This is a genomic window from Alkalibacter rhizosphaerae (assembly GCF_017352215.1).
Lineage (GTDB): Bacteria > Bacillota > Clostridia > Eubacteriales > Alkalibacteraceae > Alkalibacter > Alkalibacter rhizosphaerae.
This window is the reverse complement of the sequence record NZ_CP071444.1, coordinates 1133548-1157056: the sequence shown is the minus strand read 5'-3', so window position 1 is coordinate 1157056 and position 23509 is coordinate 1133548. Positions and strand designations below refer to the sequence as shown.

Annotated in this window: 30 protein-coding genes; all 30 read left to right on the top strand. The window is 43.2% G+C overall.

The features are described from left to right. Positions 1-130 precede the first annotated feature (130 nt). The 30 genes from J0B03_RS05720 to J0B03_RS05575 all read left to right on the top strand — a co-directional run bounded on the left by J0B03_RS05720 (position 131) and on the right by J0B03_RS05575 (position 23508). The gene (locus J0B03_RS05720) at positions 131-541 is read left to right on the top strand and encodes a VRR-NUC domain-containing protein (protein WP_309485119.1); all 411 of its coding nucleotides are present in this window, start codon (positions 131-133) and stop codon (positions 539-541) included. Between the two features lies 1 nt (position 542). Further along, positions 543-1910, top strand: a complete 1368-nt coding sequence (locus tag J0B03_RS05715; protein ID WP_207300997.1) for an SNF2-related protein — start codon at positions 543-545, stop codon at positions 1908-1910. 1 nt (position 1911) lies between these two features. Then, complete coding sequence (locus J0B03_RS05710) at positions 1912-2529, top strand: DUF7768 domain-containing protein (RefSeq protein ID WP_207300889.1); 618 nt, start codon at positions 1912-1914, stop codon at positions 2527-2529. Continuing rightward, positions 2529-2963, top strand: coding sequence for a DUF1492 domain-containing protein (locus tag J0B03_RS05705; protein WP_207300888.1), 435 nt, complete (start codon positions 2529-2531; stop codon positions 2961-2963). Before J0B03_RS05710 ends, J0B03_RS05705 begins: the two co-directional genes overlap by 1 nt. A 338-nt stretch (positions 2964-3301) precedes the next feature. Then, positions 3302-4213, top strand: coding sequence for a hypothetical protein (locus J0B03_RS05700; protein WP_207300887.1), 912 nt, complete (start codon positions 3302-3304; stop codon positions 4211-4213). Positions 4214-4626: 413 nt separating this feature from the next. Continuing rightward, complete coding sequence (locus J0B03_RS05695) at positions 4627-5031, top strand: hypothetical protein (RefSeq protein WP_207300886.1); 405 nt, start codon at positions 4627-4629, stop codon at positions 5029-5031. A gap of 216 nt (positions 5032-5247) precedes the next feature. Next, positions 5248-5793 carry a hypothetical protein gene (locus J0B03_RS05690; RefSeq protein WP_207300885.1) on the top strand — a complete coding sequence of 182 codons (546 nt, stop codon included), beginning with the start codon at positions 5248-5250 and terminating at the stop codon, positions 5791-5793. A gap of 114 nt (positions 5794-5907) precedes the next feature. Then, a complete protein-coding gene (locus tag J0B03_RS05685) occupies positions 5908-6336 on the top strand; it encodes an HNH endonuclease signature motif containing protein (RefSeq protein ID WP_309485118.1) in 429 nt (142 codons plus the stop codon). Positions 6337-6612: 276 nt separating this feature from the next. Next, positions 6613-7095: an RNA polymerase subunit sigma-70 gene (locus tag J0B03_RS05680; protein ID WP_207300883.1), complete on the top strand. Its 483-nt coding sequence runs from the start codon at positions 6613-6615 to the stop codon at positions 7093-7095. Between the two features lies 1 nt (position 7096). Continuing rightward, complete coding sequence (locus J0B03_RS05675) at positions 7097-8341, top strand: site-specific DNA-methyltransferase (protein WP_207300996.1); 1245 nt, start codon at positions 7097-7099, stop codon at positions 8339-8341. 124 nt (positions 8342-8465) lie between these two features. Further along, positions 8466-9380 carry a virulence protein gene (locus J0B03_RS05670; RefSeq protein ID WP_207300882.1) on the top strand — a complete coding sequence of 305 codons (915 nt, stop codon included), beginning with the start codon at positions 8466-8468 and terminating at the stop codon, positions 9378-9380. Then, a complete protein-coding gene (locus J0B03_RS05665) occupies positions 9377-9715 on the top strand; it encodes a hypothetical protein (RefSeq protein ID WP_207300881.1) in 339 nt (112 codons plus the stop codon). The genes J0B03_RS05670 and J0B03_RS05665 overlap by 4 nt, the downstream gene beginning before the upstream one ends. 2 nt (positions 9716-9717) lie before the next feature. After that, on the top strand, positions 9718-9936 hold the full coding sequence (locus J0B03_RS05660; protein ID WP_207300880.1) for a DUF4314 domain-containing protein: 219 nt from the start codon (positions 9718-9720) through the stop codon (positions 9934-9936). A 70-nt stretch (positions 9937-10006) separates the two neighbouring features. Beyond that, positions 10007-10483, top strand: a complete 477-nt coding sequence (locus J0B03_RS05655; RefSeq protein ID WP_207300879.1) for a phage terminase small subunit P27 family — start codon at positions 10007-10009, stop codon at positions 10481-10483. Then, on the top strand, positions 10480-12072 hold the full coding sequence (locus J0B03_RS05650; RefSeq protein WP_207300878.1) for a terminase large subunit: 1593 nt from the start codon (positions 10480-10482) through the stop codon (positions 12070-12072). Before J0B03_RS05655 ends, J0B03_RS05650 begins: the two co-directional genes overlap by 4 nt. A 119-nt stretch (positions 12073-12191) precedes the next feature. Beyond that, entirely contained in the window at positions 12192-13049 is an 858-nt protein-coding gene (locus J0B03_RS05645) for a hypothetical protein (protein WP_207300877.1), read from the top strand. A gap of 66 nt (positions 13050-13115) precedes the next feature. Beyond that, on the top strand, positions 13116-14366 hold the full coding sequence (locus J0B03_RS05640) for a phage portal protein (RefSeq protein WP_207300876.1): 1251 nt from the start codon (positions 13116-13118) through the stop codon (positions 14364-14366). A 32-nt stretch (positions 14367-14398) separates the two neighbouring features. Beyond that, a complete protein-coding gene (locus tag J0B03_RS05635; protein ID WP_207300875.1) occupies positions 14399-15091 on the top strand; it encodes a head maturation protease, ClpP-related in 693 nt (230 codons plus the stop codon). 17 nt (positions 15092-15108) lie between these two features. Beyond that, positions 15109-16308: a phage major capsid protein gene (locus J0B03_RS05630; RefSeq protein WP_207300874.1), complete on the top strand. Its 1200-nt coding sequence runs from the start codon at positions 15109-15111 to the stop codon at positions 16306-16308. A 10-nt stretch (positions 16309-16318) separates the two neighbouring features. After that, on the top strand, positions 16319-16531 hold the full coding sequence (locus J0B03_RS05625) for a Head fiber protein (RefSeq protein WP_207300873.1): 213 nt from the start codon (positions 16319-16321) through the stop codon (positions 16529-16531). An 18-nt stretch (positions 16532-16549) separates the two neighbouring features. Beyond that, positions 16550-16861: a head-tail connector protein gene (locus tag J0B03_RS05620; protein WP_207300872.1), complete on the top strand. Its 312-nt coding sequence runs from the start codon at positions 16550-16552 to the stop codon at positions 16859-16861. Beyond that, a complete protein-coding gene (locus J0B03_RS05615) occupies positions 16858-17193 on the top strand; it encodes a head-tail adaptor protein (protein ID WP_207300871.1) in 336 nt (111 codons plus the stop codon). The genes J0B03_RS05620 and J0B03_RS05615 overlap by 4 nt, the downstream gene beginning before the upstream one ends. A gap of 4 nt (positions 17194-17197) precedes the next feature. Then, positions 17198-17632 (top strand): HK97 gp10 family phage protein, encoded by a 435-nt coding sequence (locus J0B03_RS05610; RefSeq protein ID WP_207300870.1) that lies wholly within the window; start codon positions 17198-17200, stop codon positions 17630-17632. Further along, positions 17629-17970: a hypothetical protein gene (locus J0B03_RS05605; RefSeq protein WP_207300869.1), complete on the top strand. Its 342-nt coding sequence runs from the start codon at positions 17629-17631 to the stop codon at positions 17968-17970. The genes J0B03_RS05610 and J0B03_RS05605 overlap by 4 nt, the downstream gene beginning before the upstream one ends. A gap of 3 nt (positions 17971-17973) precedes the next feature. After that, positions 17974-18564: a major tail protein gene (locus tag J0B03_RS05600; RefSeq protein WP_207300868.1), complete on the top strand. Its 591-nt coding sequence runs from the start codon at positions 17974-17976 to the stop codon at positions 18562-18564. Between the two features lie 3 nt (positions 18565-18567). Beyond that, positions 18568-18966 (top strand): hypothetical protein, encoded by a 399-nt coding sequence (locus tag J0B03_RS05595; RefSeq protein WP_207300867.1) that lies wholly within the window; start codon positions 18568-18570, stop codon positions 18964-18966. Positions 18967-19327: 361 nt separating this feature from the next. Next, positions 19328-19693, top strand: coding sequence for a type II toxin-antitoxin system RelE/ParE family toxin (locus J0B03_RS05590; RefSeq protein ID WP_207300866.1), 366 nt, complete (start codon positions 19328-19330; stop codon positions 19691-19693). Further along, the gene (locus J0B03_RS05585) at positions 19686-19982 is read left to right on the top strand and encodes a helix-turn-helix transcriptional regulator (RefSeq protein WP_207300865.1); all 297 of its coding nucleotides are present in this window, start codon (positions 19686-19688) and stop codon (positions 19980-19982) included. The genes J0B03_RS05590 and J0B03_RS05585 overlap by 8 nt, the downstream gene beginning before the upstream one ends. 115 nt (positions 19983-20097) lie before the next feature. Continuing rightward, positions 20098-22644: a phage tail protein gene (locus tag J0B03_RS05580; RefSeq protein WP_207300864.1), complete on the top strand. Its 2547-nt coding sequence runs from the start codon at positions 20098-20100 to the stop codon at positions 22642-22644. Between the two features lie 12 nt (positions 22645-22656). After that, a complete protein-coding gene (locus tag J0B03_RS05575; RefSeq protein ID WP_207300863.1) occupies positions 22657-23508 on the top strand; it encodes a phage tail family protein in 852 nt (283 codons plus the stop codon). Position 23509: the final 1 nt, after the last annotated feature.

Here is a 23509-nt window from a genome sequence, read left to right as displayed (position 1 = left end):
TGTAGGTCAATATAAGAACTTTTCTATAGGACTAAAAAAACTACTATATATAAAGTTATATAAATACCCATCACCGACCATCACCCTTGATGAAATTTATGGCAGAAACTTGTGAATATGGAGGGTGGAAATGACCGAAAAAGAGTTAGAGCTGATGCTCGTTAAAGAAGTAAAGAAAAGAGGTGGGAGAGCATTTAAGTTTATCTCTCCTGGTATCAATGGTGTCCCAGACCGACTGGTGCTACTAAAGGGAGGAAAGACTGGATTTGTTGAGGTTAAGGCTCCTGGAAAGAAGATGCGACCAAATCAGATAAAGAGAAAAGGTGAGCTGGAGTCGCTAGGATTTTTGGTTTATTGCCTGGATAATCCAGAGGAAATTGCAAGCGTGCTTGATGGGATAGAAAAGTATGTTGGAAATGAAGGAGTTTTTAGGATTGATAAGAACGATGGGACTTATGGCATTAAAGGGGGCAACAGACTGGATGAACTCGAAACAGAAGGAGGCGATAAGTTTGTCGGAAGTAACCTTGCCAAAAGATAGGCTGTCATACAAGCCACATGGGTATCAGCAGTACTGCACAGATTTTATCTTGGAGAATTCATCAGTTGGACTTCTGTTGGATATGGGACTCGGGAAAAGTGTTATCACCCTGACTGCCTTGGTGGATCTGCTGCAAGACAGATTTGAGATTTCAAAGGTTCTAGTAATTGCACCTTTAAGGGTGGCTAATATCACATGGCTTGATGAATTGCTCAAGTGGAAACACCTGAAGAATTTAAGGGTATCCAGGGTTCTTGGCAGTGCGAAGGAGCGGACTATGGCTCTTTATACTAAAGCAGATATCTATACGATCAACCGAGAGAATGTTCCGTGGCTCGTGGACTTTTATAAAAACGACTGGCCCTTTGACATGGTGATCATTGATGAGCTTTCAAGTTTTAAGTCACCTTCTGCCAAAAGGTTCAAGGCATTAAAAAAGGTTCGGTATAAAATCAAAAGAATTGTTGGCCTTACAGGAACACCAGCTCCCAATGGGCTCTTAGATATTTGGAGTCAGATTTATCTCCTTGATGCAGGGGAGAGGTTAGGAAGAACCTACAGTGGATACAGGAGTAGATACTTCCACCCACGTAAATATGTGAATGGGACCATTCCAGCAGACTACGTTTTGAACGAGGATGCAGAAGAAAAGATATATGAGAAGATCTCTGACATCTGTATCAGTATGAAGGCGATGGAATACCTGGAAATGCCGGAAATCATCTTCAACAAAGTGGAAGTGGAATTATCAGACGAAGAAATGAAGCTCTACCGAAAGATGGAGCGAGACCTGCTTCTCCCACTGGAGGAAAGTGATGTAGATGCTGCCAATGCAGCTGTGCTTTCCAACAAGCTCCTGCAGATGTCCGGAGGCAGTGTCTATGATGAGTTTGGTGATGTGCACCAGATTCACGAGAGAAAGTTGGAGGCGCTGGAAGAACTAATCGAAGCGGCCAATGGGAAACCGGTTTTGATCTACTATGCATTTAAACATGAGAGGGATCGCATCAAGAAACGTTTTGATGTGGGTGAAATAAACACCCCGGAGGATATTGCCAGATGGAACGGGGGAGGAATGAAAATTGCGCTGTGCCACCCTGCTTCAGCTGGACATGGTTTGAATCTTCAAGAGGGAGGTTCAACGATTATCTGGTTTGGATTAACTTGGAGCCTAGAACTATACCAACAGGCGAATGCCAGACTTTGGCGACAAGGTCAAGAACATACGGTAGTCATTCACCACATCTTAGCGAAAGATACGATTGATCAGCGAGTGATGATGGCACTGGATAACAAACATACTGGCCAGAATGCATTGATTGATGCAGTGAAGGCCAGAATAGAAAACATTAGAAATGGAGGACATTAACGTGAGAGAAAATAAATTAAAAGAGATAGATTATGATCGCCCAGAAATTTATGAGGTGCTAGAAGAAAAGAGTATCGTATTTATCTGCAGTCCCTATGCCGGCGACATCGATGGGAACACAATGCGGGCAAGAAGGTATGCGCGGTTTGCAACGGCTACAGGTGCTGTGCCGGTAATTCCGCATTTGATGTATCCTCAGTTCCTGGAAGAAGATGATCCAGACGAACGCCAGCTTGGAATCGACATGGGACTAACTCTGTTAAAGCAGTGCAGCGAGCTTTGGGTCTTTGGGAATAAAATTTCATCCGGGATGAGTGTGGAAATTGAAAAGGCAGAGCAGTGGGAGATTCCAATAAGATTCTTTTCCATTGACTGCAAGGTGATCGTGAAAAACAAGAAACTGTGTTTTGCTTACCACAAAGGTGAGTGCAGCATCTTGGAAGTCAGCAGATGTGAGGGGAGTAAGTGCAATTTCTTTAAGACGAAGGCTCAAGTTAAAGAAGAAAAGAAAAAGAAATTGCAGAGAATCAAATCATTGGACCCAATAGATCAAAGATGGATCATAGATACCTACTGTGATGGGAGAATGAGCATTCTTGATGAAGTGGAGGTGGAGTGATGACGGCGAAAGAGTATTTGTCACAAGCATTTTGGTTGAACCAGTTAATTGACAGTAAGCTTGAACAATTGGTCGTTCTGAGGAGCCTAGCCACGAAAGTCACATCAAGCCTCTCAGAGGTAAAAGTCCAAAATAGCAATGACGAAAAGAGCAGATTGGAAAATACAATAATAAAGATCATTGAACTGGAGGGAGAGATCAATGATGATGTGGATCGTTTGGTAGACCTCAAAATTGAGATTCGGGAATCAATTAATATGATCACCGACATAAATCTAAAGCTCCTATTGGATATGCGATACCTAAACGGTAAAGGCTGGGATGAAATCGCGGAGACAATGGGGTACGATCCAAGAACAGTGTTTAGAATACACGGGAAAGCGCTGAAAGAGTTGGGGAAAAAGTTGTCAGTGAATGTCAGTAGTGATCTGTGATATAGTATAGGGTGTAAAGGTATAGAAAATTGGAATTGTCACATGCTGTAGCATAAGTCTACGTTGACAGGAAACAATGAATTCAAGTCATTTGAGCTTCGGAGAAAATCCGGAGCTTTTACTATTACCGGAGTTGGAGATGACGCAGTAGAGCCAAACTGCGACAACTTAAGACGGTAATTACAAACCAAAAAACAATTTGCTAGGCCCGATAAACTGGGGCTTATTTTATGCAATTTAAACACTCAAATTATTGCTTGAAATCAGCTAGAATTTTTTGTTTATTTTGAGTATAATTATTATATGCAACTATGCAGTCTAAATAAAGGGGAGTGTTGATGTTTTCAAACATTGGAGAAACTATTAGAAAGAAAGTAAAGAATAATAAAATACTAAAACTTTGTGAATATGGAGACAATGCAAAAGGGGTATTATTATTGATGGTTTGGAAAAAGATAGTGAAAATTTTAAAGATTGCGCTTATATTTATAGCTTTGACTTATTTTAGTTGGGCATTTATTTCTTTAAAAATAATTCCTTTAGGAGTTGTTTCTGAAGGAAATAGAGGTGAATGGTTACAATGGTTAGGATCAATTTATAGTGGAGGAATAGGGGGGTTATTCACATATCTAGGTGTTAAATTTACTATTGATAAGAATAATGAAAAAAGAGATTATGAAAACAAGAGAACAGTATTACCACTAATTAAAATCGAGTCGGGAGTATACGATTATAAATGGACGTACATACAATTTGATTTTTTACTTACAGAAGAAAGCAAATATAGAGAACGAAAAGACATACCGGACACAGCAAACGCCACAATATGTATTAATAATGTTGGACAAAGGGAACTATATGATATGTATATATCATGTGAATCAGATATATTTGTGGTTAAAAACAAAATACATAAAATCACTCCGGTTCTTTATAAGGATGACAGCCTGCAAATGAATTTTTTGTTTTATGAAATGGGAGTCTATGATAATGATAATAAACAGAATAAACATAATACGCTAATAAGTCCATTAAATCTAACCATATATTTTAAAGATTGTTATTCTAATTGGTATTATCAGCAAGTAGCTGTAAGATTATTTCATAATTTAGAAAAAGGGAAAAGCAGAGAAGAAAGAGCTTTGAATGTCTCATTTGAAAGAGCGGAGATTTTGAGTGCGCCAATTGAGGTTGAAGAAAATCACTTGCCATGGGTTAAGGATAATACGATGGAATTAACATATCATTAAATAACAATGCTGAAATGTTAAAAAACTAGACTTTGGGGTGTTAGCGCCGGGTACAAGTTGAAAATAATTGATAGACAAAATTACTAGCAATAGATGCTCCTGCGACAGGGAAGATTTCATTTTAAAAAAGTTGTCAGTAAATGTCAGTGAATGTCAGTGCCGACCTGTGATATAGTATAGGGTGTAAAGGTATAGAAAATTGGAGTCCCGTGTGTTGTAGCATACGCCTTTGCTATATTGGTTCAATTCTTGGGAAACGCAGCATTCCAGTAATTCAGGCTTCGGAGAAGATCCGGAGCTTTTTCTATGCCATCAGTGGAAAGATAACCACAGCAATATTTCTCGGTATAATCCCTTCCAAAACTTTAATTTACATGTTGTAATTAGCATATTAAAAAACAGCGGAGGTAATTATGACGAAGAAAAAGGAAATGAGTTATGAGGATATTGAAGCTAAAAGATTTATTAATGGGAATGTTTCAGAGTGCCCAATGTGTGGAAGTGCAGAGCCCAGGTGGGCCATCGACTCTGAAGGGGATGCTATAATAAGGGTTTCGTTTAAATGTGAAAGTTGCGGTAGTGTTTTATCGGCACTTGAATCTTATATTTATAAATGGAATCGGGAGATGTTTCAAACATTAGGTTGTTCAAAACTATTTATCCAAAATAAAAGAAAGAAATTCAAACTAAAGGTTGAGAAGTTATGGGATGTTAATCTGACTTGTGTTGATATGGCTGAAGATTTCAGCTTGAAAGATATCAAGAAGTTTGCAAACTCTTTGACGGGATGTATCGAGGAAGCACCTAAATCGCAATAAAATTTCGGGTAAAACGTCAAAATGGGAGTAAAACAGGAAATTTGTCATTGAATGTCAGTAACGACCTGTGGTATAGTGTAGACGTGGAAGTATAGAGTAATGGCTTCGGAGAAGATCCGGAGCTTTATCTATGCCTAATGCTGGATGTATTGAAGCATCTTTTGAAAAGAGATATAATTGATCGTAATAGAATTGCTGATTTCAAGGGGGACGAGTATGATCAATTATGATAAAGCACGACTAGCACTTGATGAAATCCAACCAGGATTAACGAAGTATAATTCGATCATGGAGCTGTTACACCAAGTTGATGTTTCAAAGGATGAAAGTTTTCAGAAATTATACAACGGATTCTATAGGATGAGACAGCGAAAACCGGAGTTCTATCAAGGCTATTATGATTTTATGGAAGCGAAAAAGACTGATGCAATTAGCTTCGAAGAGACACTTGAGCATTTTTATGAAAAGTTTTCTCGAATAGAAAGTTCTTTTAGCAGCAAATTAGTTGCTACGATTAATCCCAATAAACCTGTTTGGGACAAATACGTAATGGAGAATCTCGATATCAAAGTACCTTCTTACTCTTCAAATGATAGATTGCAGAAGACAATTGAGGCTTATACGAAGTTGGAAGAGTGGTACGATTCATTTCTGGGATCGAGCAGCGCCAAGGAAGTTCTGGAACTATTTGATAGTCGTTTTCCGGATACAAACCTTACCGAAGTGAAAAAGATTGATTTGATATTGTGGAAAATTAGATGACTCTTGGATTTGGACTCAAAGTAGTGAAAGTCCTAAAATATTTGAAAGAACAAAAAGTTGTCAGTGAATGTCAGTACCGACCTATGGTATAGTATATAGTGACAAGGTATATAAATGCGGAATTCATGTAGAGCTTCGGAAAAGATCCGGAGTTTTTTCTATGCCCTGGAAGGAGCAAGTATAATGCCGAGGAGACCGAAGATCCCATGCAAGCATCCGGGATGCAGCAGCTTAGTTCCTGCGGGCTCAAAGTTTTGTGAAGAGCATAATAATCTGCACCGTGCCGATGCAAAGACCACGAAGGAGAAAGGTTACAACGGACGGTGGAGGAGAGCAAGGGCGAGATTCTTAAGGAGATATCCACTTTGTGTCAGGTGCCGTGCAAAAGGGAAGTTTGTTGTAGCGACGGTAGTTGACCATATCATTCCTCATCTCGGTGATCATGGTCTCTTCTGGGATGAAAACAACTGGCAGCCGCTGTGCAAGTCTTGTCATGATCGAAAGACGATGACTGAGGATAGATATCAGGAGTTCACCTACTAAATTGTACCCCCTAGGGGGGTCAAAATCTCTACAAAATGGGCCTCTGAAGACCGCGCCCCCCTATCGTGTGAAAAAACGCAAAATTCCATAGGGGGGATACCCCAATAGGCATATTTTCCAAGGTGTGGTTTCATGAAACAGTCAATTACCAATGGATTCACAGAAATAAAAGTCTTATAGTTTCGCCAAATAGTTATAGTTTCGCCGTAAGTAGCTGCTAAATGCAGTGTTTTACGGCATTTTTTATGCGGCGAATTAGCCAAAGGATGTGAACTGATGACGGACTTCCAAAAACAGCAAATACGAGAATTCCGGATAAGAGGTGTAGGGTATAGGGCCATTTCTTCTATCACCGGACTCTCAAGGGATATCGTTAGAAATTACTGCAAGGCCTATGGTCTGGATGGGTTTGCAAGAGATCTTAACATCAACATCAAAGAGAAGATCGATAAGCAGGAGGCATGCCTTAGCTGTGGCAAGGATCTTAAACAGCCGGCTACTGGGCGAAAGCGGAAGTTTTGCTCAGATGATTGCAGGCGAGACTGGTGGCAGCGACATCCGGACAGCATTAAGCGAAATGAGGAAACTATCTTTGAATACACATGCGCTTATTGCGGTCAGGAGTTTAAAGTCTACGCCCAAAAAAGCAGGAAGTACTGTTCGCACGAGTGTTACATAAGGGATAGATACTGGTGGAAAGAAGAAGGAAGGCGGCCTTATGTCGGACCTTTCGAAAATGAGGAGGTTCATAATGAGTGATATGAAATGGAAGACGATACCAGTGGGGGATTTAAAACCGGCTGATTATAATCCAAGAAAAAAGCTCAAAGCCGGAGATAAAGAATACGAGAAGATCAAAAACTCAATCATAGAGTTTGGATATGTAGAGCCTATCATCGTCAATTCTGACATGACGATAATCGGTGGGCATCAAAGGTTGACTGTTCTTAAGGATCTTGGAAGAACAGAAGTTGAATGTGTGGTCATTGACATTAAAGAAGGCGCCAAAGTAAAAGCGTTAAATATTGCACTCAATAAAATCGCTGGGGAATGGAATGAGCAGCTGTTGGCAGATTTGTTGGTGGATATTCAATCAGCAGACTTTAATACAGATTTCACAGGTTTTGAACCAGCGGAAATTGAACAGCTGTTTTCGAAAGTCCATGACAAAGAAATCGAAGAAGATGATTTTGATGTTGAGGAAGCGCTGAAGGAAGTGCCTATATCAAAGCAAGGGGACTTGTGGCTACTCGGAAAACACCGATTAGTCTGTGGCGATAGCACAATCCCGCTAACCTTTGAGCAGCTTATGGATGGGAAGAAGGCCAACCTCATTCTTACGGACCTACCCTACAACGTGGACTATGAAGGAACTGCCGGCAAGATCAAAAACGACAACATGGAGGATAAAGAGTTTCATGACTTCCTCAAAAAATCATACAGCAACATGTTTGAAAATCTCGTTGGTGGCGGTGCGATATATGTATTCCACGCTGATCGGGAGACGGTGAATTTCAGATCCGCGTTTAAAGAAGCTGGCTTCTTTTGTCACCAGACCTGCATTTGGGTGAAAAATGCACCGGTATTGGGGCGATCAGATTATCTTTATGCGCACGAGCCAGTTCTGTATGGGTGGAAACCCACTGCTAGTCACAGGTTCTACGGTGATCGAAAACACAAAACGATTTGGAATTTTGACAGACCAACAAAATCGAAACTCCACCCGACGATGAAGCCATTGCAGCTACTTGCCTATCCCATAAAGAATTCAAGCCTTGCCAACTGCATCGTTTTGGATCCCTTTGGTGGATCAGGAAGTACGCTAATCAGTAGTGACCAGACGAATCGCGTTTGTTACATGGTTGAGCTTGATGAAAAGTTTGTGGATGTAATTGTTGATCGGTACGTTTCCCATGTTGGGACCAGCGCAGATGTATTCCTGATTCGGAATGGTGAGAAGATTACCTACGAGGAGCTGAAGTCGATAACGGTTAAAACAGAGTGAAAATAAGCAGCACCGGAGTAAACTCCTCCACATCGATTTCGTACATATATTCTGAAATATCACTTGCAATATGTTGGCTTTAGAGTGATGTATGTACATACCAAAACGATAGGAGGTTTTGAAAATGAAACTTAGCTACAACGTTACTGGAAGTGAACGAAAGCCGTTGATCGCAGCGATCAGCAAAGTATTGGAGTGCCCGGCAAAGTACCTTGGAGCACCTACCTTCGCTTACGATATTGGTGATTACCACATCGACAAGGTGGGAACACTCGCAGGTCCCGACAACCTTGATCTGGAAGATGCACTTCACCAAGTCGGTTTTGATGCAGACGGAGACAGTCGCGAATATGATGAACCGGACACGTATGAAAGCAGGCTTGGCAGCATGGGTGCGCTGGAAGATGTGCCGGATATTGACCAGCATCATCCTGGGAGGTACACTAACTTCAACGCCCCAATTACGGAGTTGATGCAAAGGCAAGTGGATGAGGTCCTCGTTTTTCAGGACATTAGAATGGATGGCTGCGAAGAATTGGGAATGGGGCGTACCCTCTGCGAGAGCTTCCAAGGTGAAAATGGAATGCAGGCAAACGATGTACCAATGTTTGATGAATACTTGGCACTGGAAATTGAGATGCCCAGATCCTCCTTCACCGATAGGGCGATGGACAACCTAAAACGCCTAGTGGAAAGCAAGGGAACCTTTATTAAAAAGGCGCTAGGGGTAGAAACGTTAGAAATTGAAGTGACAGAGGACAAGGTCCGATTCCCTTGGTTTGAGAGAATTACAACACCACAGGAGATCAAAGCTTACACACATTTTGTGGCAGCATTGTGTAAGATGGCGAGAGAGCAAAAACGTGTGATTGCAAAGGAAAAAGAAACAGACAACGAAAAGTACACATTTCGCTGTTTTCTCCTACGGCTTGGCCTCATCGGTGAGGAGTACAAGGAAGCACGCAAGATACTACTTCGCAATCTGACCGGAAGCGCTGCATTTCGAACAGGCACTAAGGATGGGGGATTGAGTCGATGAAACACGAAGAAAATACTGCATCCACGCCAAAGAAACCAAGAGCGTTATTTGGGAGAAAAGTTACGGATCTAGATGCACTCGAAGAGATGACCAACAGTATAAGAGGCAGCCTTTATGAAGTGACTAAGGAAATTTGGATGGATAATGAAGAGTTCAAATCCTTTGCGCAGGATTTCTTCGAATACCAACCGTGGATAGAAAAGTCTGATGGCGGATCAAATGAAAAAGGTGAAATCAGGTGTATTCGCGTGATCAACACAGAGACCGGACAGCGAGTACTTGTTAATAGTGAAGGGTATGGCTACTGCCGCTATGTAGCAATCGAGGAGGACTAAAGATGTTTATCAAACCTGAAATTGTTGAAATGTTAAGAAGTCAGTACCCACCGGGGAGTAGGGTGGTACTTCTACAAATGGATGACCCGCAGGCTCCTCCCATAGGAACCAAGGGAACTGTGGTTGGCGTTGATGATATCGGAGGTATCATGGTATCCTGGGACAATGGTTCCAGCCTAAGTGTTGTTTATGGTGAGGACCGCTGCCGAAAGATCAAATAGAAGTAAGATTTTAAAGACTTCTTCGGAGGTCTTTTTTTATTGCCAACAACCATGTGAGGAGGTGGGACGCATGGCACAACGAGGAAGAAAACCAAAACCGACAGCATTGAAAAAACTTGAAGGCAATCCTGGAAAGAGGGAGCTCAATCAAAACGAACCTCAGCCTACGAAGAAAGCACCGCGTTGTCCTACCTGGTTGGAGAAGGAAGCAAAGAAAGAATGGCGGAGGATGGGGAAGCTGCTAGAGGGTTTGGGGATTCTCACGGAAATCGACATGGCTGCTTTTGCAGGGTATTGTCAGGCGTACGCTAGGTGGAAAGAGGCGGAAGAATTCATCACGCAACACGGAAGCATGATTCGAACTCCTAACGGATACTTACAGCAAGTTCCCCAAGTTTCCATCGCCCAAACTAACCTCAAGATTATGCTTCGCTTCTGTGAACAATTTGGGCTTACCCCTTCTGCAAGAAGCAGAATAGTGGCAGGAGAAGGATCCATAGAGCCCGCTGATGAAATGGAAATTATCTTGATGGGTGGTTCACTATGACTTTTAAATATGAGCCGTCTCCTTTTATGTTGGAGACTTCTTATTATGATAAGGCGAAGGCAGACAGAGTAGTCGCTTTTATTGAAAACCTAAAGCACACCAAAGGGAAATGGGCTGGGAAGAAGTTTCATCTATTGCCCTGGCAAGAACAGATCGTTCGTGATCTCTTTGGTATAGTAGGGGAAAGTGGGAAGCGGCAGTTCTTGACTGCTTATGTGGAAATACCTAAGAAGCAAGGGAAGTCTGAGCTCGCTGCTGCCATTGCGCTTTATCTTCTTTATGCGGATAATGAGCCAAGTGCTGAAGTTTATGGAGCCGCTTGCGACAGATCCCAGGCGTCTATCGTATTTGATGTGGCGAAACAAATGGTTCAAATGACACCAGCTTTATTGAAACGATCAAAGATTACAGCGGCTACCAAGCGCATTGTGAACTATTCCAACGTAGGCTTTTATCAGGTTCTTTCAGCGGAGACTGGAACCAAGCACGGGCTTAATGTATCCGGTTTGGTGTTCGATGAGATTCATGCGCAGCCAAATAGAAAGCTATATGATGTACTGACGAAAGGGTCTGGGGACGCCAGAGAACAACCACTCTTTTTTATTATAACAACTGCAGGAAACGATAAAAACAGTATCTGCTATGAACTCCATGCGAAGGCACTCGATATTAAGGCGGGCAGAAAGAAAGATCATAGTTTTTATCCTGTTGTCTATGGATTGACGGAAGCTGATGACTGGAATGATGAAGCCAACTGGTATAGGGCCAACCCGTCACTCGGACACACCATCAGTATCGATCGAGTGAGAGAAGCATATAAGAATGCTCTGGATAATCCGGCAGAAGAAAATGTATTCAAACAGCTGCGGCTGAACATCTGGACTTCAGCAACTGTGTGTTGGATCCCGGATCACATATATAACAAAGGGGATCTTTCCATTGATGTGGCTTCACTTCAGGGAAGAGAGTGTTATGGAGGGTTGGACCTTTCCAGCACTTCTGACATTACAGCATTGGTCCTCGTCTTTCCGCCCAGGTGTGAGGATGAAAAATATATCATATTGCCTTTTTTCTGGTTGCCGGAGGACACCTTGGAACTTAGATGTAGACGGGATCACGTTTTGTACGATGTTTGGGAAATGCAAGGGTACATACAGACTACAGAGGGAAATGTCATCCATTACGGGTTTATCGAAAAGTTTATAGAGGAACTCGGAGAGAAGTATCATATAAAAGAGATAGCATTTGACCGTTGGAATGCCACGCAGATGGTTCAAAACTTGGAAGGTATGGGTTTTACGGTAGTTCCATTTGGACAAGGTTACAAGGATATGTCCCCGCCCAGTAAGGAATTATATAAACTACTGATGGGGGGGAGCATCAACCATGGTGGACATCCGGTTCTTAAGTGGATGGCTCAGAATGTGGTTATGCGCCAAGATCCCGCCGGCAACATAAAACCAGACAAGGAAAAGTCAGTGGAGAAAATTGACGGCATTGTCGCAAGCATCATGGCCTTGGATCGTTGCATTCGAAACAAGGATGATGATGGAAGTGTATATGATGAGAGAGGGATTATCAGCTTTTAGTGTTCGTCTAGATTCATAATAGTTTCATCATGTCATATAGAGAACGGCAGCCAGAAATAGAAGATACTATTTTCCTGGTTTATGATATAATTGCTTTATTATAGATCGGGGGAAAGCCAATGTCGGAACTAGTGAACCAATCTAATGGAAATCTTTTTCAAGACATATTAAAAGCGGCAGTTCAGGTCCCGGGTGTTCGGATTAGCAGAACTGAATTTCTGAGAAAGTCTCTGTCTAAACATTTTCAAGAAGACTTGGTGAAGTTGGCGATAGAAGCCAATCCTGCGAGGGCTGGAATAACTACTAAGGAATTAAATCGAATTGCAAAATCATCTATTGATTTTGAAACAAATAAAGTAACAGCTATTTCAGCGGCAACAGGTTTTCCGGGTGGAATAGCAATGATGGCCACCATACCGGCTGATTTGACACAATATTTCGCTCACGTTCTTAGAATTTTACAGAAGCTAATATATTTGTATGGGTGGGACGATGTTTTCACTAAAAAAGATGAAATCGATGACGAAACGATGTCTTTACTTACCATGTTTACAGGAGTGATGTTTGGTGTAGAGGCTGCCAATAAACTTGTATATAAGTTGGCTTCAAATGCAGCAATTAGAGCAAATAAAGTTATCGCAGCAAAGCCGTTGACCCAAGGATTTATATACCCTATTGTAAAGAGAATTGCATTGGCAATTACAGGGAGAATGAATAAAGCTTTATTCGCTAAAGGTGTCTCAAAAGCGATTCCAGTTATTGGTGCTGTTGCTTCAGGCGGATTGACATTTATAACATTTAAACCTTTGGCCAACAGACTTAAAAAACATTTAGAGACACTGCCTATTGCGGATGTAAATTTTTATAAAAAACAAGCGGAGGCAGGATCTGGAAAATTGGATATTGATATCAGTGATATTATTGAAGGTGATTTCGATATTGTTGAAACTGATGATACCAGCGATAGTGATGAATAAATATGAACATGCGTTGAAGCACTCTTAATAGGGTGCTTTTTTCATGCCCATTTTAGGAGGAACAAGATGGAAATACCTTTTATTTCAAAGTTCATCAAAGCAATGGACAAGCCAGTTGAGAATACATTGACGTCAAATTATACATACCTATTTGGTCCAACGACCAGTGGGAAGCTGGTCAATGAGTTTACGGCAATGCAGACGTCTGCGGTTTATTCATGCGTGCGGATTTTGGCAGAAGCTTTAGCCTCCTTGCCGCTTCACATATATCGATATAAGGAAGCTGGTAAAGAGCGGGTGTACACGCATACCCTTTATCACATATTGCATGATGAACCTAACAGCGAGATGAGCTCCTTCGTGTTCCGGGAAACGCTGATGAGCCATCTATTGATCTGGGGAAATGCCTATGCGCAAATCATACGGGATGGTGCCGGAAGGGTGGTCTCTTTGTATCCACTCCTGCCAAACAAGGTAGAGGTGGGAAGGAATAGTAGCGGTGAAATCTACTACGTGTACACACCCAATGCTGAAGAGAATCCACACCTGAAAAGCTACGCATCCTATAATCTAAGAAGACATGAGGTACTGCACATTCCCGGTCTGGGCTTTGATGGGTTAGTTGGGTATTCTCCAATAGCAATGGCCAAAAACGCAGTTGGCATGACCATTGCCACGGAGGAATACGGTGCCAGCTTCTTTGCCAATGGAGCCAATCCGGGAGGAGTATTGGAACATCCTGGGGTCTTGAAAGATCCAAAGAAGGTACGAGATTCCTGGAATGAGGTGTATCGGGGAAGCACTAATGCACATAAGATTGCCGTTTTAGAGGAAGGGATGAAGTACCAGCAAATTGGGATTCCGCCGGAGGAAGCGCAGTTCTTGGAAACAAGGAAGTTTCAGATCAATGAGATTGCAAGACTCTACCGGATTCCGCCACATATGGTTGGTGATCTTGAGAAGTCAAGCTTTTCAAACATTGAGCAACAGTCTTTGGAGTTTGTGAAGTACACCCTAGATCCCTGGGTCATCCGATGGGAACAAGCGCTGCAGCGTTCACTGCTTCTTCCAAGAGAAAAGAGAGAGTATTTCATCAAGTTTAACGTAGATGGCTTGCTTCGAGGTGACTATCAAAGCCGGATGAATGGGTACTCTGTTGGAATCCAAAACGGGTTCTTAAGCCCAAATGATATAAGACATCTTGAGGATATGAACCCGATACCTGAAGGAGAAGGAGGAGATTTCTATATTGTGAATGGAAACATGACCAAACTTAAAGATGCTGGTGTATTTGCGAACAAAGTCCGGTCTGAGTAACTGGCAATGATGAAGGGAAGTGAAAGAATCAAATGAAACGAAAATTTTGGAACTGGGTTAAAAATGAGGGTGAAAGAACTCTCTTTTTAAATGGGGAAATTTCTGATGAAACCTGGTATGGGGATGAAGTGACTCCAAAGCTTTTCAAGCAAGAACTGGAATCAGCACAAGGAGATATTTCTATCTGGATCAACTCACCAGGCGGGGATGTGTTTGCAGCAGCACAAATCTACAATATGCTCATGGACTACAAGGGCAACGTTACGATCAAGATCGATGGCCTTGCAGCTTCAGCCGCTTCGGTTATAGCAATGGCCGGAACGGAAGTGCAGATGTCTCCGGTGGCCATTATGATGATCCACAATCCCATGACGGTCGCTATTGGAGATTCAAAAGAAATGCAAAAGGCCAGTGAGATGCTTTCCGAGGTAAAGGAGAGCATCATGAATGCCTATGAAATAAAGACGGGTCTATCAAGGTCCAAGCTTTCACACTTGATGGATGCAGAGTCTTGGTTCAATGCCAAAAAGGCAGTGGAGTTAGGATTTGCGGATACGATCCTATTTGACTCATCTCCCATCACCGAAGAAGATCCAATCGAGGCATTGATGTTTTCAAGGGCGGCAGTGGCTAATTCACTGCTGGCCAAACTCATACCACCAAAAACGGAAACCAGGACTCCCGCAGAAGATCTGGAAAAAAGACTGAGCCTAATTGCTCACTAACTTGAGGAGGAAACCAAATGAACAAGATTCTTGAAATGAGAGAAAAAAGAGCCAAAGCGTGGGAGGATGCAAAAGCATTTCTGGACCGTAAAAGGGATAAAGAAGGAATGCTCTCCGCGGAAGATACGGCCACCTACGACCGGATGGAAGCAGAGGTAGTAAACCTTGGCAAAGAGATCGATCGAGCGGAGCGTCAAGCCGCCATCGATGCGGAGCTGGCACGACCTACCACCACTCCGATTACGAACCAACCTGGAAGTGGCATAAATGGAGAAGTCAAAAAAGGAAGGGCAACTGACGAGTACAAAGAAGCCTTCTGGATAGCGATGAGAAGTAAGAACAATGTTGCCATCCAAAACGCTCTCCAAATCGGTACGGATTCGGAAGGTGGGTTTTTGGTGCCCGATGAGTTTGAAAGAACGCTGGTTGCCGCTCTTGAAGAGGAGAATATGTTTCGGACTTTGGCAAAAGTCATTTCCACTTCTTCGGGAGACCGGAAGATTCCGGTAGTAGCCAGCAAAGGAACCGCATCCTGGGTGGATGAGGAAAGTCCGATCCCAGAGTCTGATGATGCATTTGGACAAGTAAGTCTGGGTGCTAATAAGCTGGCAACGATCATCAAAATTTCTGAGGAGCTTATCAACGATGCCTTTTTCGATATTGCTACCTACATCGCTTTGGAGTTTGGCAGAAGGATTGGTGCAAAAGAGGAAGAGGCATTTATTATTGGGGATGGCTCCAGCAAACCTACAGGGATCTTGAATGCTACTGGCGGCGGCGAAGTAGGGGTTACAGCCAACTCTGCAACAGCTATTACTGCAGATGAGCTTATTGATTTGTACTACTCTTTGAAGTCGCCATACAGAAAAAATGCTTCTTTCATCATGAACGATGCTACTGTAAAAGCCATCCGGAAACTGAAGGATGGGAGTGGGCAGTACTTATGGCAGCCATCCATTGCCCTTGGTCAGCCAGATACCATCTTGAACTGTCCGATTAAAACCTCGGCCTATGTTCCAACGGTTGCGGCTAGTGCAAAGACCATCGCCTTTGGTGATTTCGGGTACTACTGGATCGCGGATCGACAAGGACGCTCCTTCCAACGACTCAATGAGCTTTATGCCGCTACCGGTCAGGTAGGATTCAAGGGAAGCCAGCGGGTGGATGGGAAGTTGATCCTGGCAGAGGCCGTGAAGGTTCTCCAGCAGAAAGCATAGGTGAGAGCGTATGAGTAATGTGAAGAATTACACCGAACAAGGTGGCGAAAAGACCGTGATTGGCGGAACGCTTGAGATTTTGGATGGGGCCCAGGTAACTGGGCTCTTTACACCTGCAGCTTTCCAAGCGGATAGCACAGCTTCTGATATTGCAGGATTGGTGAGTGATTTCAACGCCCTGCTTGCAAAGCTTCAAGCGGCAGGATTGATGGAAACAGAATGATAAAGGGGGCAAGCGGTGATGGCAACATTACTTGAGAAGGTAAAAAAGAACCTGATTCTAGACCATGATGGGGATGATGAGCTCATAAGTAGTTACATCACCGCAGCCACCTCTTATGCAGAAAGCTATCAGAAAAAGGCAGCTGGGTTTTATGAACTAAACTCAATGGATCCAACCACGGAGCAGGCCATCATCATGCTCTCGTCCCATTTTTATGAAAGCCGTGATGGAAGTACCGGTGGCTTCTTTCAGGACAATGTCAAGGCAAGCGAGCAGGTTTGGAATGTGGTGAACATGCTTCTACGGTTAAACAGGGATGTGGTTATATGAGCTATGGAATGATGCGATCGGAAATTGAGATTTACAGCACCGTACCGAGTAAGGACGCAGAAGGCTTTGCGACCAAGGAGGATCAACTTTTCTTTATCACCAAAGCATACAAGGAAGAGCAAAGAGGTAGTGAAGCATGGAAGAATAGAGCTGCCTTTTCTACAGCGACGACGCTTTTTCGATTTCGTAAACCTCCGGAGGTAGAGATTTTGACAGAGTACCTTCTGGTATGTAAAGGGGTGCGATACAACATCCTTAGTGTAGAAGATGTAAGAGATAAAGGAATGTATGTTGAAGTTTTGGCGGAGAGGGTGACAGGATCAAAGGGGTGATGCCATGGCACGAGCAAGCTACAAGCTGCCAGATGATTTTTTAGAGAAGCTATCTAAATTAAATAGCGACTTTGATGATATTGCACCGAGAGTTTTAGAACAAGGGGCTCGACCAGTTATTGAAAAAGCAAAGAAGAACCTCTCAGATCGAATTGGTCAGGGGACAAAGGAACCATCAAGATCCACTGGAGAGCTGCTTGATTCTATGGAGTTAACAAAACCGGGTCAAGATCGAAATGGAGACTGGAATCTACGTATAGGAGTTCCAGCAACGAAAGACAGCAAAGGAGTATCCAATGCACTAAAAGCAGCTGTGATTGAATACGGGAAAGTGGGCCAACCACCAAAACCTTGGCTCAAAGCTACGAAGCGCCAATCCAGAAAATCCTGTATTGAAACGATGAAAGCTGCTCTTGATAAGGAGATCGAAAAGCTATGAGTTTGTTATCTGAATTAAATAGCCTCATCAGTGGAATAGGCATCCCTGTGGAAACCGGCGTGTTCAGCGAAAGCGCTCCGGCAGAGTATGTGGTGCTGACCCCGCTCATTGACGCCTACGAGCTCCATGGGGATGATCGCCCGGAATATGAAATTCAGGAGATTCGCCTGTCGCTGTTTTCAAAAGACAGCTATACCCGAAGGAAGAGGCAAATAGAAGTCGCGTTACTTGGTGCGGGAATAACGATCACGCTGCGTCGCTACATCGGGCATGAGGATGAGACAGAGTATCATCACTATGCCATTGATGTGGCAAAAAACTATACATTGGAGGAATAAGATATGGCAACAATCGGATTAGATAAACTTTACTATTCCAAAATCACTGAGGATGAAAATGGGGAAGAGACCTATGGACTGCCAGCAGTCTTGGCGAAAGCCATCAAAGCAGATTTGTCTGTGGAATTGTCAGAAGCGGTGCTATATGCAGATGATGGAGCTGCTGAGGTAATCAAGGATTTTAAAAGTGGAAAGCTTTCACTGGGTGTTGATGATATTGGCGTTAGTGCTGCCACGGACCTGACCGGCGCCACGATAGATGATAACGGGGTTCTCATTTCGACAAGCGAGAGCAATGGCCCCTCGGTCGCTGTTGGTTTTCGTGCTCAGAAAGCAGATGGCAGGTATCGATATTTCTGGTTGTACCGGGTGAAGTTCGGACTGCCGGCAACCAATCTTCAAACGAAGGGCGACTCGATAACCTTTTCCACGCCAACCATTGAAGGCACGGTGCTAAGGAGAAATAAGTTAGATGGAAACGGGAAACATCCCTGGAAGGCCGAGGTGACTGAAGGGGATGCAAGTGTACCTGCTGCCGTAATCTCAGGGTGGTACACTCAGGTTTATGAGCCTGTTTATTCTGGAGGGGTATGATAAATGAATAATGAAAGAAGTTCTTTTATAGAAATTGGGGATTGCCAACATGAACTGATATTAACGACCCGCGCAACCAGAGAAATCGGGAAACGATACGGCGGATTAGAAAATCTTGGTGATAAGCTTTTAAAAACAGAAAACTTTGAAATGGCCCTGGAAGAGATTATTTGGCTGATTACGCTGCTGGCGAACCAGTCGATTATGATTCACAATCTTAAAAACTTGGCGGAGCCCAAAGCCCTGCTAAGCGAAGAAGAAGTGGAGCTTTTAACAACGCCTTTGGAACTAGCAACATATAAGACAGCAATTACAGAAGCTATGTTTAAGGGAACCAAGCGAGAAATAGTGAGTGAAGAAACAGAAGAAGGGACTACTTCAAAAAACGATCAAGTCGGGTAAGCGAGGGTGAAATGTTTACCCGACTTTTGTATTATGGAACAGTTCATCTGAATCGGAAAGAGGATGAAGTCTGGTTGATGCCACTGGGATATTTCTTAGACCTTTGGGAGTGTCATAAGCAGTATCATGGTTTGGCACAAGCGAAAAGAGACTCCATTATTGATGAAATTGTACCTGAAGGAATTTAGATGTCATTTTCGTGCGTAAATAAATAAAAATATACGAACCAAAATGACATAGAATTGTCATAGCCAGTTCTATAAAAAATATTTCTACTTATGATAAGAATTTGATCATTGAAAAATGTTATCGTATATGATAACATATAGGCACAGAGTAAAACGACTTAGGGGGAAATGAGTTGGCATATGATATAGAATTTTACCAAAGGGAAAATGGAGATATTCCAGTCTTAGAATTCCTTGAATCATTACCCCCAAGCCTTGGCGCGAAGACTTTTCGTGAAATAGAATTACTAAAGGAGCATGGGTTTTCGCTAAGAGAACCGCATACAAAATCACTAAAGGGGAAAAATAACAAAGGCCTATATGAGCTACGAGTTAAGTTTTCTTCAGATATTGCGAGAGTGTTTTATTTTTCTTATAGTGGTGGGAAATTCGTATTGCTTCATGGCTTCGTGAAGAAAACAGGCAAAACGCCCCAAAAAGAACTTGACCGGGCTAGGAATTATAAAGAGGATTATGAAAGAAGGTGTAAAGATGAGTAAAGTGGCTGCTAAGGCAGGAGTTAACATTGATGACATTAAAGCAAAGCTTATGAAAAATGCCGAGTTTGAAGATGAATATAATAAATTGGAACCAAGGTATGAGCTGATTTCACAGATCATTGAGGCGAGAAAAAGCATGAAAATAACGCAAGAGGAGCTTGCTAAAAGAGCCGGAACGAGAAAGTCTAACATTTCTAGACTGGAAAGTGGTTCATACAATCCATCATTAGACTTCCTCATAAAAATTGCAAAAAGCCTGGGTAAAGACGTGCATATTGAGATCCGTTAGTACTTAAATGAACACATAAGTTGGACGCAAGATAGTTTGATCGCTTTGATATTTTTAAGAGACACTTCAAATGAGGTGTCTTTTTTTTATGCCCGAAAGGAGGTGGCGAGGGGCTATGAGTAATGAAAGTTTCGGATTCAAAATCGGTATCGAGGGTGAAAAGGAATTTAAAAAAGCACTTTCTGATATCAACCAGTCCTTTAAAGTGCTGGGAAGTGAAATGGCACTTGTCTCCTCCCAGTTCGATCGAAACGACAAAAGTGTAGAAGCATTAGCTGCTAGAAATGAAGTTCTCAATAAAGAGCTTGATGCCCAAAGAGGAAAAATCGAGACGCTTCGCACTGCTTTAGACAATGCAGCCACCTCCTTTGGCGAAAATGACCGTAGGACACAAAATTGGAAGATACAACTAAACAAAGCTCAAGCAGAGCTAAACGGACTAGAACGAGAGCTTAGCGACAACGAAAATGCAATCGGTGACCATGCAGAAGCGACAGACCAAGACTCCGAAAATATGCAAAAAGCCACACAAGCGGCAAGTAAACTGGCAGGGAGTGTAGACGATCTTGGCGAGGAATTTGATGATTCCGGCAAGAGAGCGTTAAGCTTTGGCGATGTTTTAAAAGCGAACCTACTCTCAGCAGCAATCATCGGCGGCATCAAGTCTTTGGGCAGCGCCATTTCGGAAATTGGGAAGGCCTTCGTTGGCGCTTTGAAGGACGGAGTCAGCTACAACGCTCAACTGGAAAGCTACACCACCTCCTTTACCACGATGCTTGGTGACCAGGCAAAAGCCCAACAGCTTGTCAATGATCTGAAGAAAGAAGCTGCTGCCACACCCTTTGCAATGACGGACTTGGCACAGTCTGCACAAGTTCTGATGGGGTTTGGCATGAACGCCCAGGATGCACAAAAGCACATGAAAGAGCTGGGAGACATTTCCCAAGGTGATTCAGAAAAATTTAAAAGTCTAACACTTGCTTTTGCTCAAATGTCCTCAACAGGAAAACTAACGGGACAAGACCTCGTGCAGATGATTAACGCAGGCTTTAATCCACTGGAAGAAATCTCACGAAAGACAGGAAAATCCATCGGGGAACTAAAAGAAGAAATGGCCAAAGGTGCAATCTCTGCAGACATGGTAGCCGATGCGTTTGCTTCGGCAACGGCAGAGGGTGGACGGTTTTATGGTGCTATGGAGGCTCAGTCAAAAACTTTTAATGGGCAGGTATCGACAATGCTCGATGGAGTATCATCCCTAAAGGGCCAAATTGCTCAGGGCTTAACAAACATACTTGCAAGTACTGCGCTTCCTATGGTCAATGGTTGGTTGGGTGAGCTCTCGGCTGCTTTTGAAGCGGATGGGGCAACAGGACTCATTGATACGTTTGGTGGAGTACTGCAAGAGGCGATTGGTTTTATATCCGAGCAGCTGCCAATCGTCGTAGAGCTGGCAACGCAAATCATTATATCTTTGGTTCAAGGCATAACAGATGCCCTTCCTCAAATCACCCAGGCAGCGGTTTTACTGCTAATGACATTGGTCGAAGGTATTGTGGAGGTATTGCCATCTTTAACCTCCGCAGCAGTGTTGATGGTAGGGACAATTGTGACAGGACTTGCCGATGCACTCCCAGCACTTATTCCTGCAGCAGTGCTCGCTGTGGTGCAAATAGTGCAAGGCCTTCTTGATAATCTTCCGATGCTTCTTGATGCGGCGCTTGGGCTGATATCCGGATTGGCACAGGGACTACTGATTGCTATTCCACAGCTGGTAGAAGCTTTGCCAGCAGTCATAACAGCGATCGTGGACTTTTTGATTGGCGCCATTCCGCAGATCATAGAAACGGGCATACAACTACTGGTATCACTGGTGGAAGAACTGCCAACTATCATCACCACGATTGTTGCGGCCATCCCACAGATTATTAATAGCATCATTACCAACGTCTTAAACGCCATCCCCCAGATGATTAGTGCGGGGATAGACCTGCTGGTCTCATTAATCGAGGCTTTACCAGAAATCATTGTATCTGTAGTGTCGGCGATTCCACAAATTGTTACGGCCCTGGTAGGTGCTGTCGTAGGAAACATTGATAAGCTTATCCTTGCGGGGGTACAGCTTTTTGTTGCTCTTGTCGCGAATCTGCCGACGATCCTTGTAGAAATCGTCAAAGCGGTTCCTCAAATCATTACCGGGTTGGTAAGTGCCTTTTCAGACCACACTAATGAACTTACTCAAGTAGGAGGAAATTTGATAAAAGGCTTATGGAAAGGAATCTCAGATGCAGGAGCCTGGCTTTGGGATAAGATTTCCGGATTCTTTGACGACATTGTCGATGGGATCAAGGACTTCTTTGGGATCCACTCGCCGTCTACTCTGTTTGCACAGCTGGGTGGGAATATGGGACTTGGCATAGGAGTTGGCTTTGAAAAGGCAATGGATACTGTTGCAAGGGATATGCAAAACGCAATACCTACAAGCTTTGACTATCCTAGCCTATCCACAGCCACAGGCAGCAGAAATATGGCAGGTAGTTACGGCGAAGGAAACACCACTATCAATCAGAGTATTTCTGTGGTGAGTCCTAAGGCCTTGTCGGAAAAAGAGATGGCCCGAGAATTTAAAATCCTATCACGAAAGCTCGCGCTGGAATATTAGAAAGGAGAGCCCATGGAGATAACCTATATCAATTCAGTTGGTGAAAGTATCACCCTCCGGCAGTTAAAGCCTTATTTCTTAAGAAAAATTGACGGAACAGGAAGCATTCGTCAAACCATCAACACATTTAAAGCGCCCGATCAAGATGGCGCTTTTTATATATCCTCCGTACTAGATATGCGAAACATCACCATAGAAGGGACACTTCTTTCGCAGAATTCTAGTGAAGCGCAGGAAAAGAGGGAGAGACTGTTGAAGGTGTTTAGTCCAAAACTCAGCGGCATCTTGGTTTATCGCAGTCGTAGGATCTCGTGTGTAATCGAGGAAGCGGGATTTGTGGTGTCCAGTCGTGAGCGGATGCCAAACTTTTTCATCAGCCTCCTTTGTCCGTCTCCATATTTTGAAAGCTTAACGCAGGTGCGTGAAGAACTAGCTTCATGGATGCCGCTGTTTTCTTTTGTGTTTGAGCTTGAGGATAGCGGGATGGAGTTTGGACTACGCCAACCCAGCCAGATTATCACAGTGGATAACATTGGTGATGTCTCTTGCGGATGTGAGATTGTGTTTCAAGCCTTAGGCGCGGTTGTAAACCCTGAACTGATGAATCTGGATACGGGAGAATACCTCAGGCTTAATACCACGATGGAAGCAGATACTCAGCTTCGTATATCTACCCATTTTGCAAACAAGCGGGTCACAAGTGTCTCTGGTCAAAGCCAGAGCAACGCTTTTTCTCTTTTGGATACGGGTTCGACCTTTCTCCAATTATCGGCCGGACGAAATTTGCTGCGGTATAGCGCTTCTGAAAACATGGAGCTTTTAGAAGTCAGTATTTATTATAGGCCGCAATATTTAGGAGCATAGA

What these genes read in the sequence shown, in the direction of transcription:
- J0B03_RS05720 (WP_309485119.1), top strand. Translation starts at nt 131, where the DNA reads ATGACCGAAAAAGAGTTAGAGCTGATGCTCGTTAAAGAAGTAAAGAAA.
- J0B03_RS05705 (WP_207300888.1), top strand. Translation starts at nt 2,529, where the DNA reads ATGACGGCGAAAGAGTATTTGTCACAAGCATTTTGGTTGAACCAGTTA.
- J0B03_RS05700 (WP_207300887.1), top strand. Translation starts at nt 3,302, where the DNA reads ATGTTTTCAAACATTGGAGAAACTATTAGAAAGAAAGTAAAGAATAAT.
- J0B03_RS05695 (WP_207300886.1), top strand. Translation starts at nt 4,627, where the DNA reads ATGACGAAGAAAAAGGAAATGAGTTATGAGGATATTGAAGCTAAAAGA.
- J0B03_RS05690 (WP_207300885.1), top strand. Translation starts at nt 5,248, where the DNA reads ATGATCAATTATGATAAAGCACGACTAGCACTTGATGAAATCCAACCA.
- J0B03_RS05685 (WP_309485118.1), top strand. Translation starts at nt 5,908, where the DNA reads ATGCGGAATTCATGTAGAGCTTCGGAAAAGATCCGGAGTTTTTTCTAT.
- J0B03_RS05680 (WP_207300883.1), top strand. Translation starts at nt 6,613, where the DNA reads ATGACGGACTTCCAAAAACAGCAAATACGAGAATTCCGGATAAGAGGT.
- J0B03_RS05675 (WP_207300996.1), top strand. Translation starts at nt 7,097, where the DNA reads ATGAAATGGAAGACGATACCAGTGGGGGATTTAAAACCGGCTGATTAT.
- J0B03_RS05670 (WP_207300882.1), top strand. Translation starts at nt 8,466, where the DNA reads ATGAAACTTAGCTACAACGTTACTGGAAGTGAACGAAAGCCGTTGATC.
- J0B03_RS05665 (WP_207300881.1), top strand. Translation starts at nt 9,377, where the DNA reads ATGAAACACGAAGAAAATACTGCATCCACGCCAAAGAAACCAAGAGCG.
- J0B03_RS05660 (WP_207300880.1), top strand. Translation starts at nt 9,718, where the DNA reads ATGTTTATCAAACCTGAAATTGTTGAAATGTTAAGAAGTCAGTACCCA.
- J0B03_RS05655 (WP_207300879.1), top strand. Translation starts at nt 10,007, where the DNA reads ATGGCACAACGAGGAAGAAAACCAAAACCGACAGCATTGAAAAAACTT.
- J0B03_RS05650 (WP_207300878.1), top strand. Translation starts at nt 10,480, where the DNA reads ATGACTTTTAAATATGAGCCGTCTCCTTTTATGTTGGAGACTTCTTAT.
- J0B03_RS05645 (WP_207300877.1), top strand. Translation starts at nt 12,192, where the DNA reads ATGTCGGAACTAGTGAACCAATCTAATGGAAATCTTTTTCAAGACATA.
- J0B03_RS05640 (WP_207300876.1), top strand. Translation starts at nt 13,116, where the DNA reads ATGGAAATACCTTTTATTTCAAAGTTCATCAAAGCAATGGACAAGCCA.
- J0B03_RS05635 (WP_207300875.1), top strand. Translation starts at nt 14,399, where the DNA reads ATGAAACGAAAATTTTGGAACTGGGTTAAAAATGAGGGTGAAAGAACT.
- J0B03_RS05630 (WP_207300874.1), top strand. Translation starts at nt 15,109, where the DNA reads ATGAACAAGATTCTTGAAATGAGAGAAAAAAGAGCCAAAGCGTGGGAG.
- J0B03_RS05625 (WP_207300873.1), top strand. Translation starts at nt 16,319, where the DNA reads ATGAGTAATGTGAAGAATTACACCGAACAAGGTGGCGAAAAGACCGTG.
- J0B03_RS05620 (WP_207300872.1), top strand. Translation starts at nt 16,550, where the DNA reads ATGGCAACATTACTTGAGAAGGTAAAAAAGAACCTGATTCTAGACCAT.
- J0B03_RS05615 (WP_207300871.1), top strand. Translation starts at nt 16,858, where the DNA reads ATGAGCTATGGAATGATGCGATCGGAAATTGAGATTTACAGCACCGTA.
- J0B03_RS05610 (WP_207300870.1), top strand. Translation starts at nt 17,198, where the DNA reads ATGGCACGAGCAAGCTACAAGCTGCCAGATGATTTTTTAGAGAAGCTA.
- J0B03_RS05605 (WP_207300869.1), top strand. Translation starts at nt 17,629, where the DNA reads ATGAGTTTGTTATCTGAATTAAATAGCCTCATCAGTGGAATAGGCATC.
- J0B03_RS05600 (WP_207300868.1), top strand. Translation starts at nt 17,974, where the DNA reads ATGGCAACAATCGGATTAGATAAACTTTACTATTCCAAAATCACTGAG.
- J0B03_RS05595 (WP_207300867.1), top strand. Translation starts at nt 18,568, where the DNA reads ATGAATAATGAAAGAAGTTCTTTTATAGAAATTGGGGATTGCCAACAT.
- J0B03_RS05585 (WP_207300865.1), top strand. Translation starts at nt 19,686, where the DNA reads ATGAGTAAAGTGGCTGCTAAGGCAGGAGTTAACATTGATGACATTAAA.
- J0B03_RS05580 (WP_207300864.1), top strand. Translation starts at nt 20,098, where the DNA reads ATGAGTAATGAAAGTTTCGGATTCAAAATCGGTATCGAGGGTGAAAAG.
- J0B03_RS05575 (WP_207300863.1), top strand. Translation starts at nt 22,657, where the DNA reads ATGGAGATAACCTATATCAATTCAGTTGGTGAAAGTATCACCCTCCGG.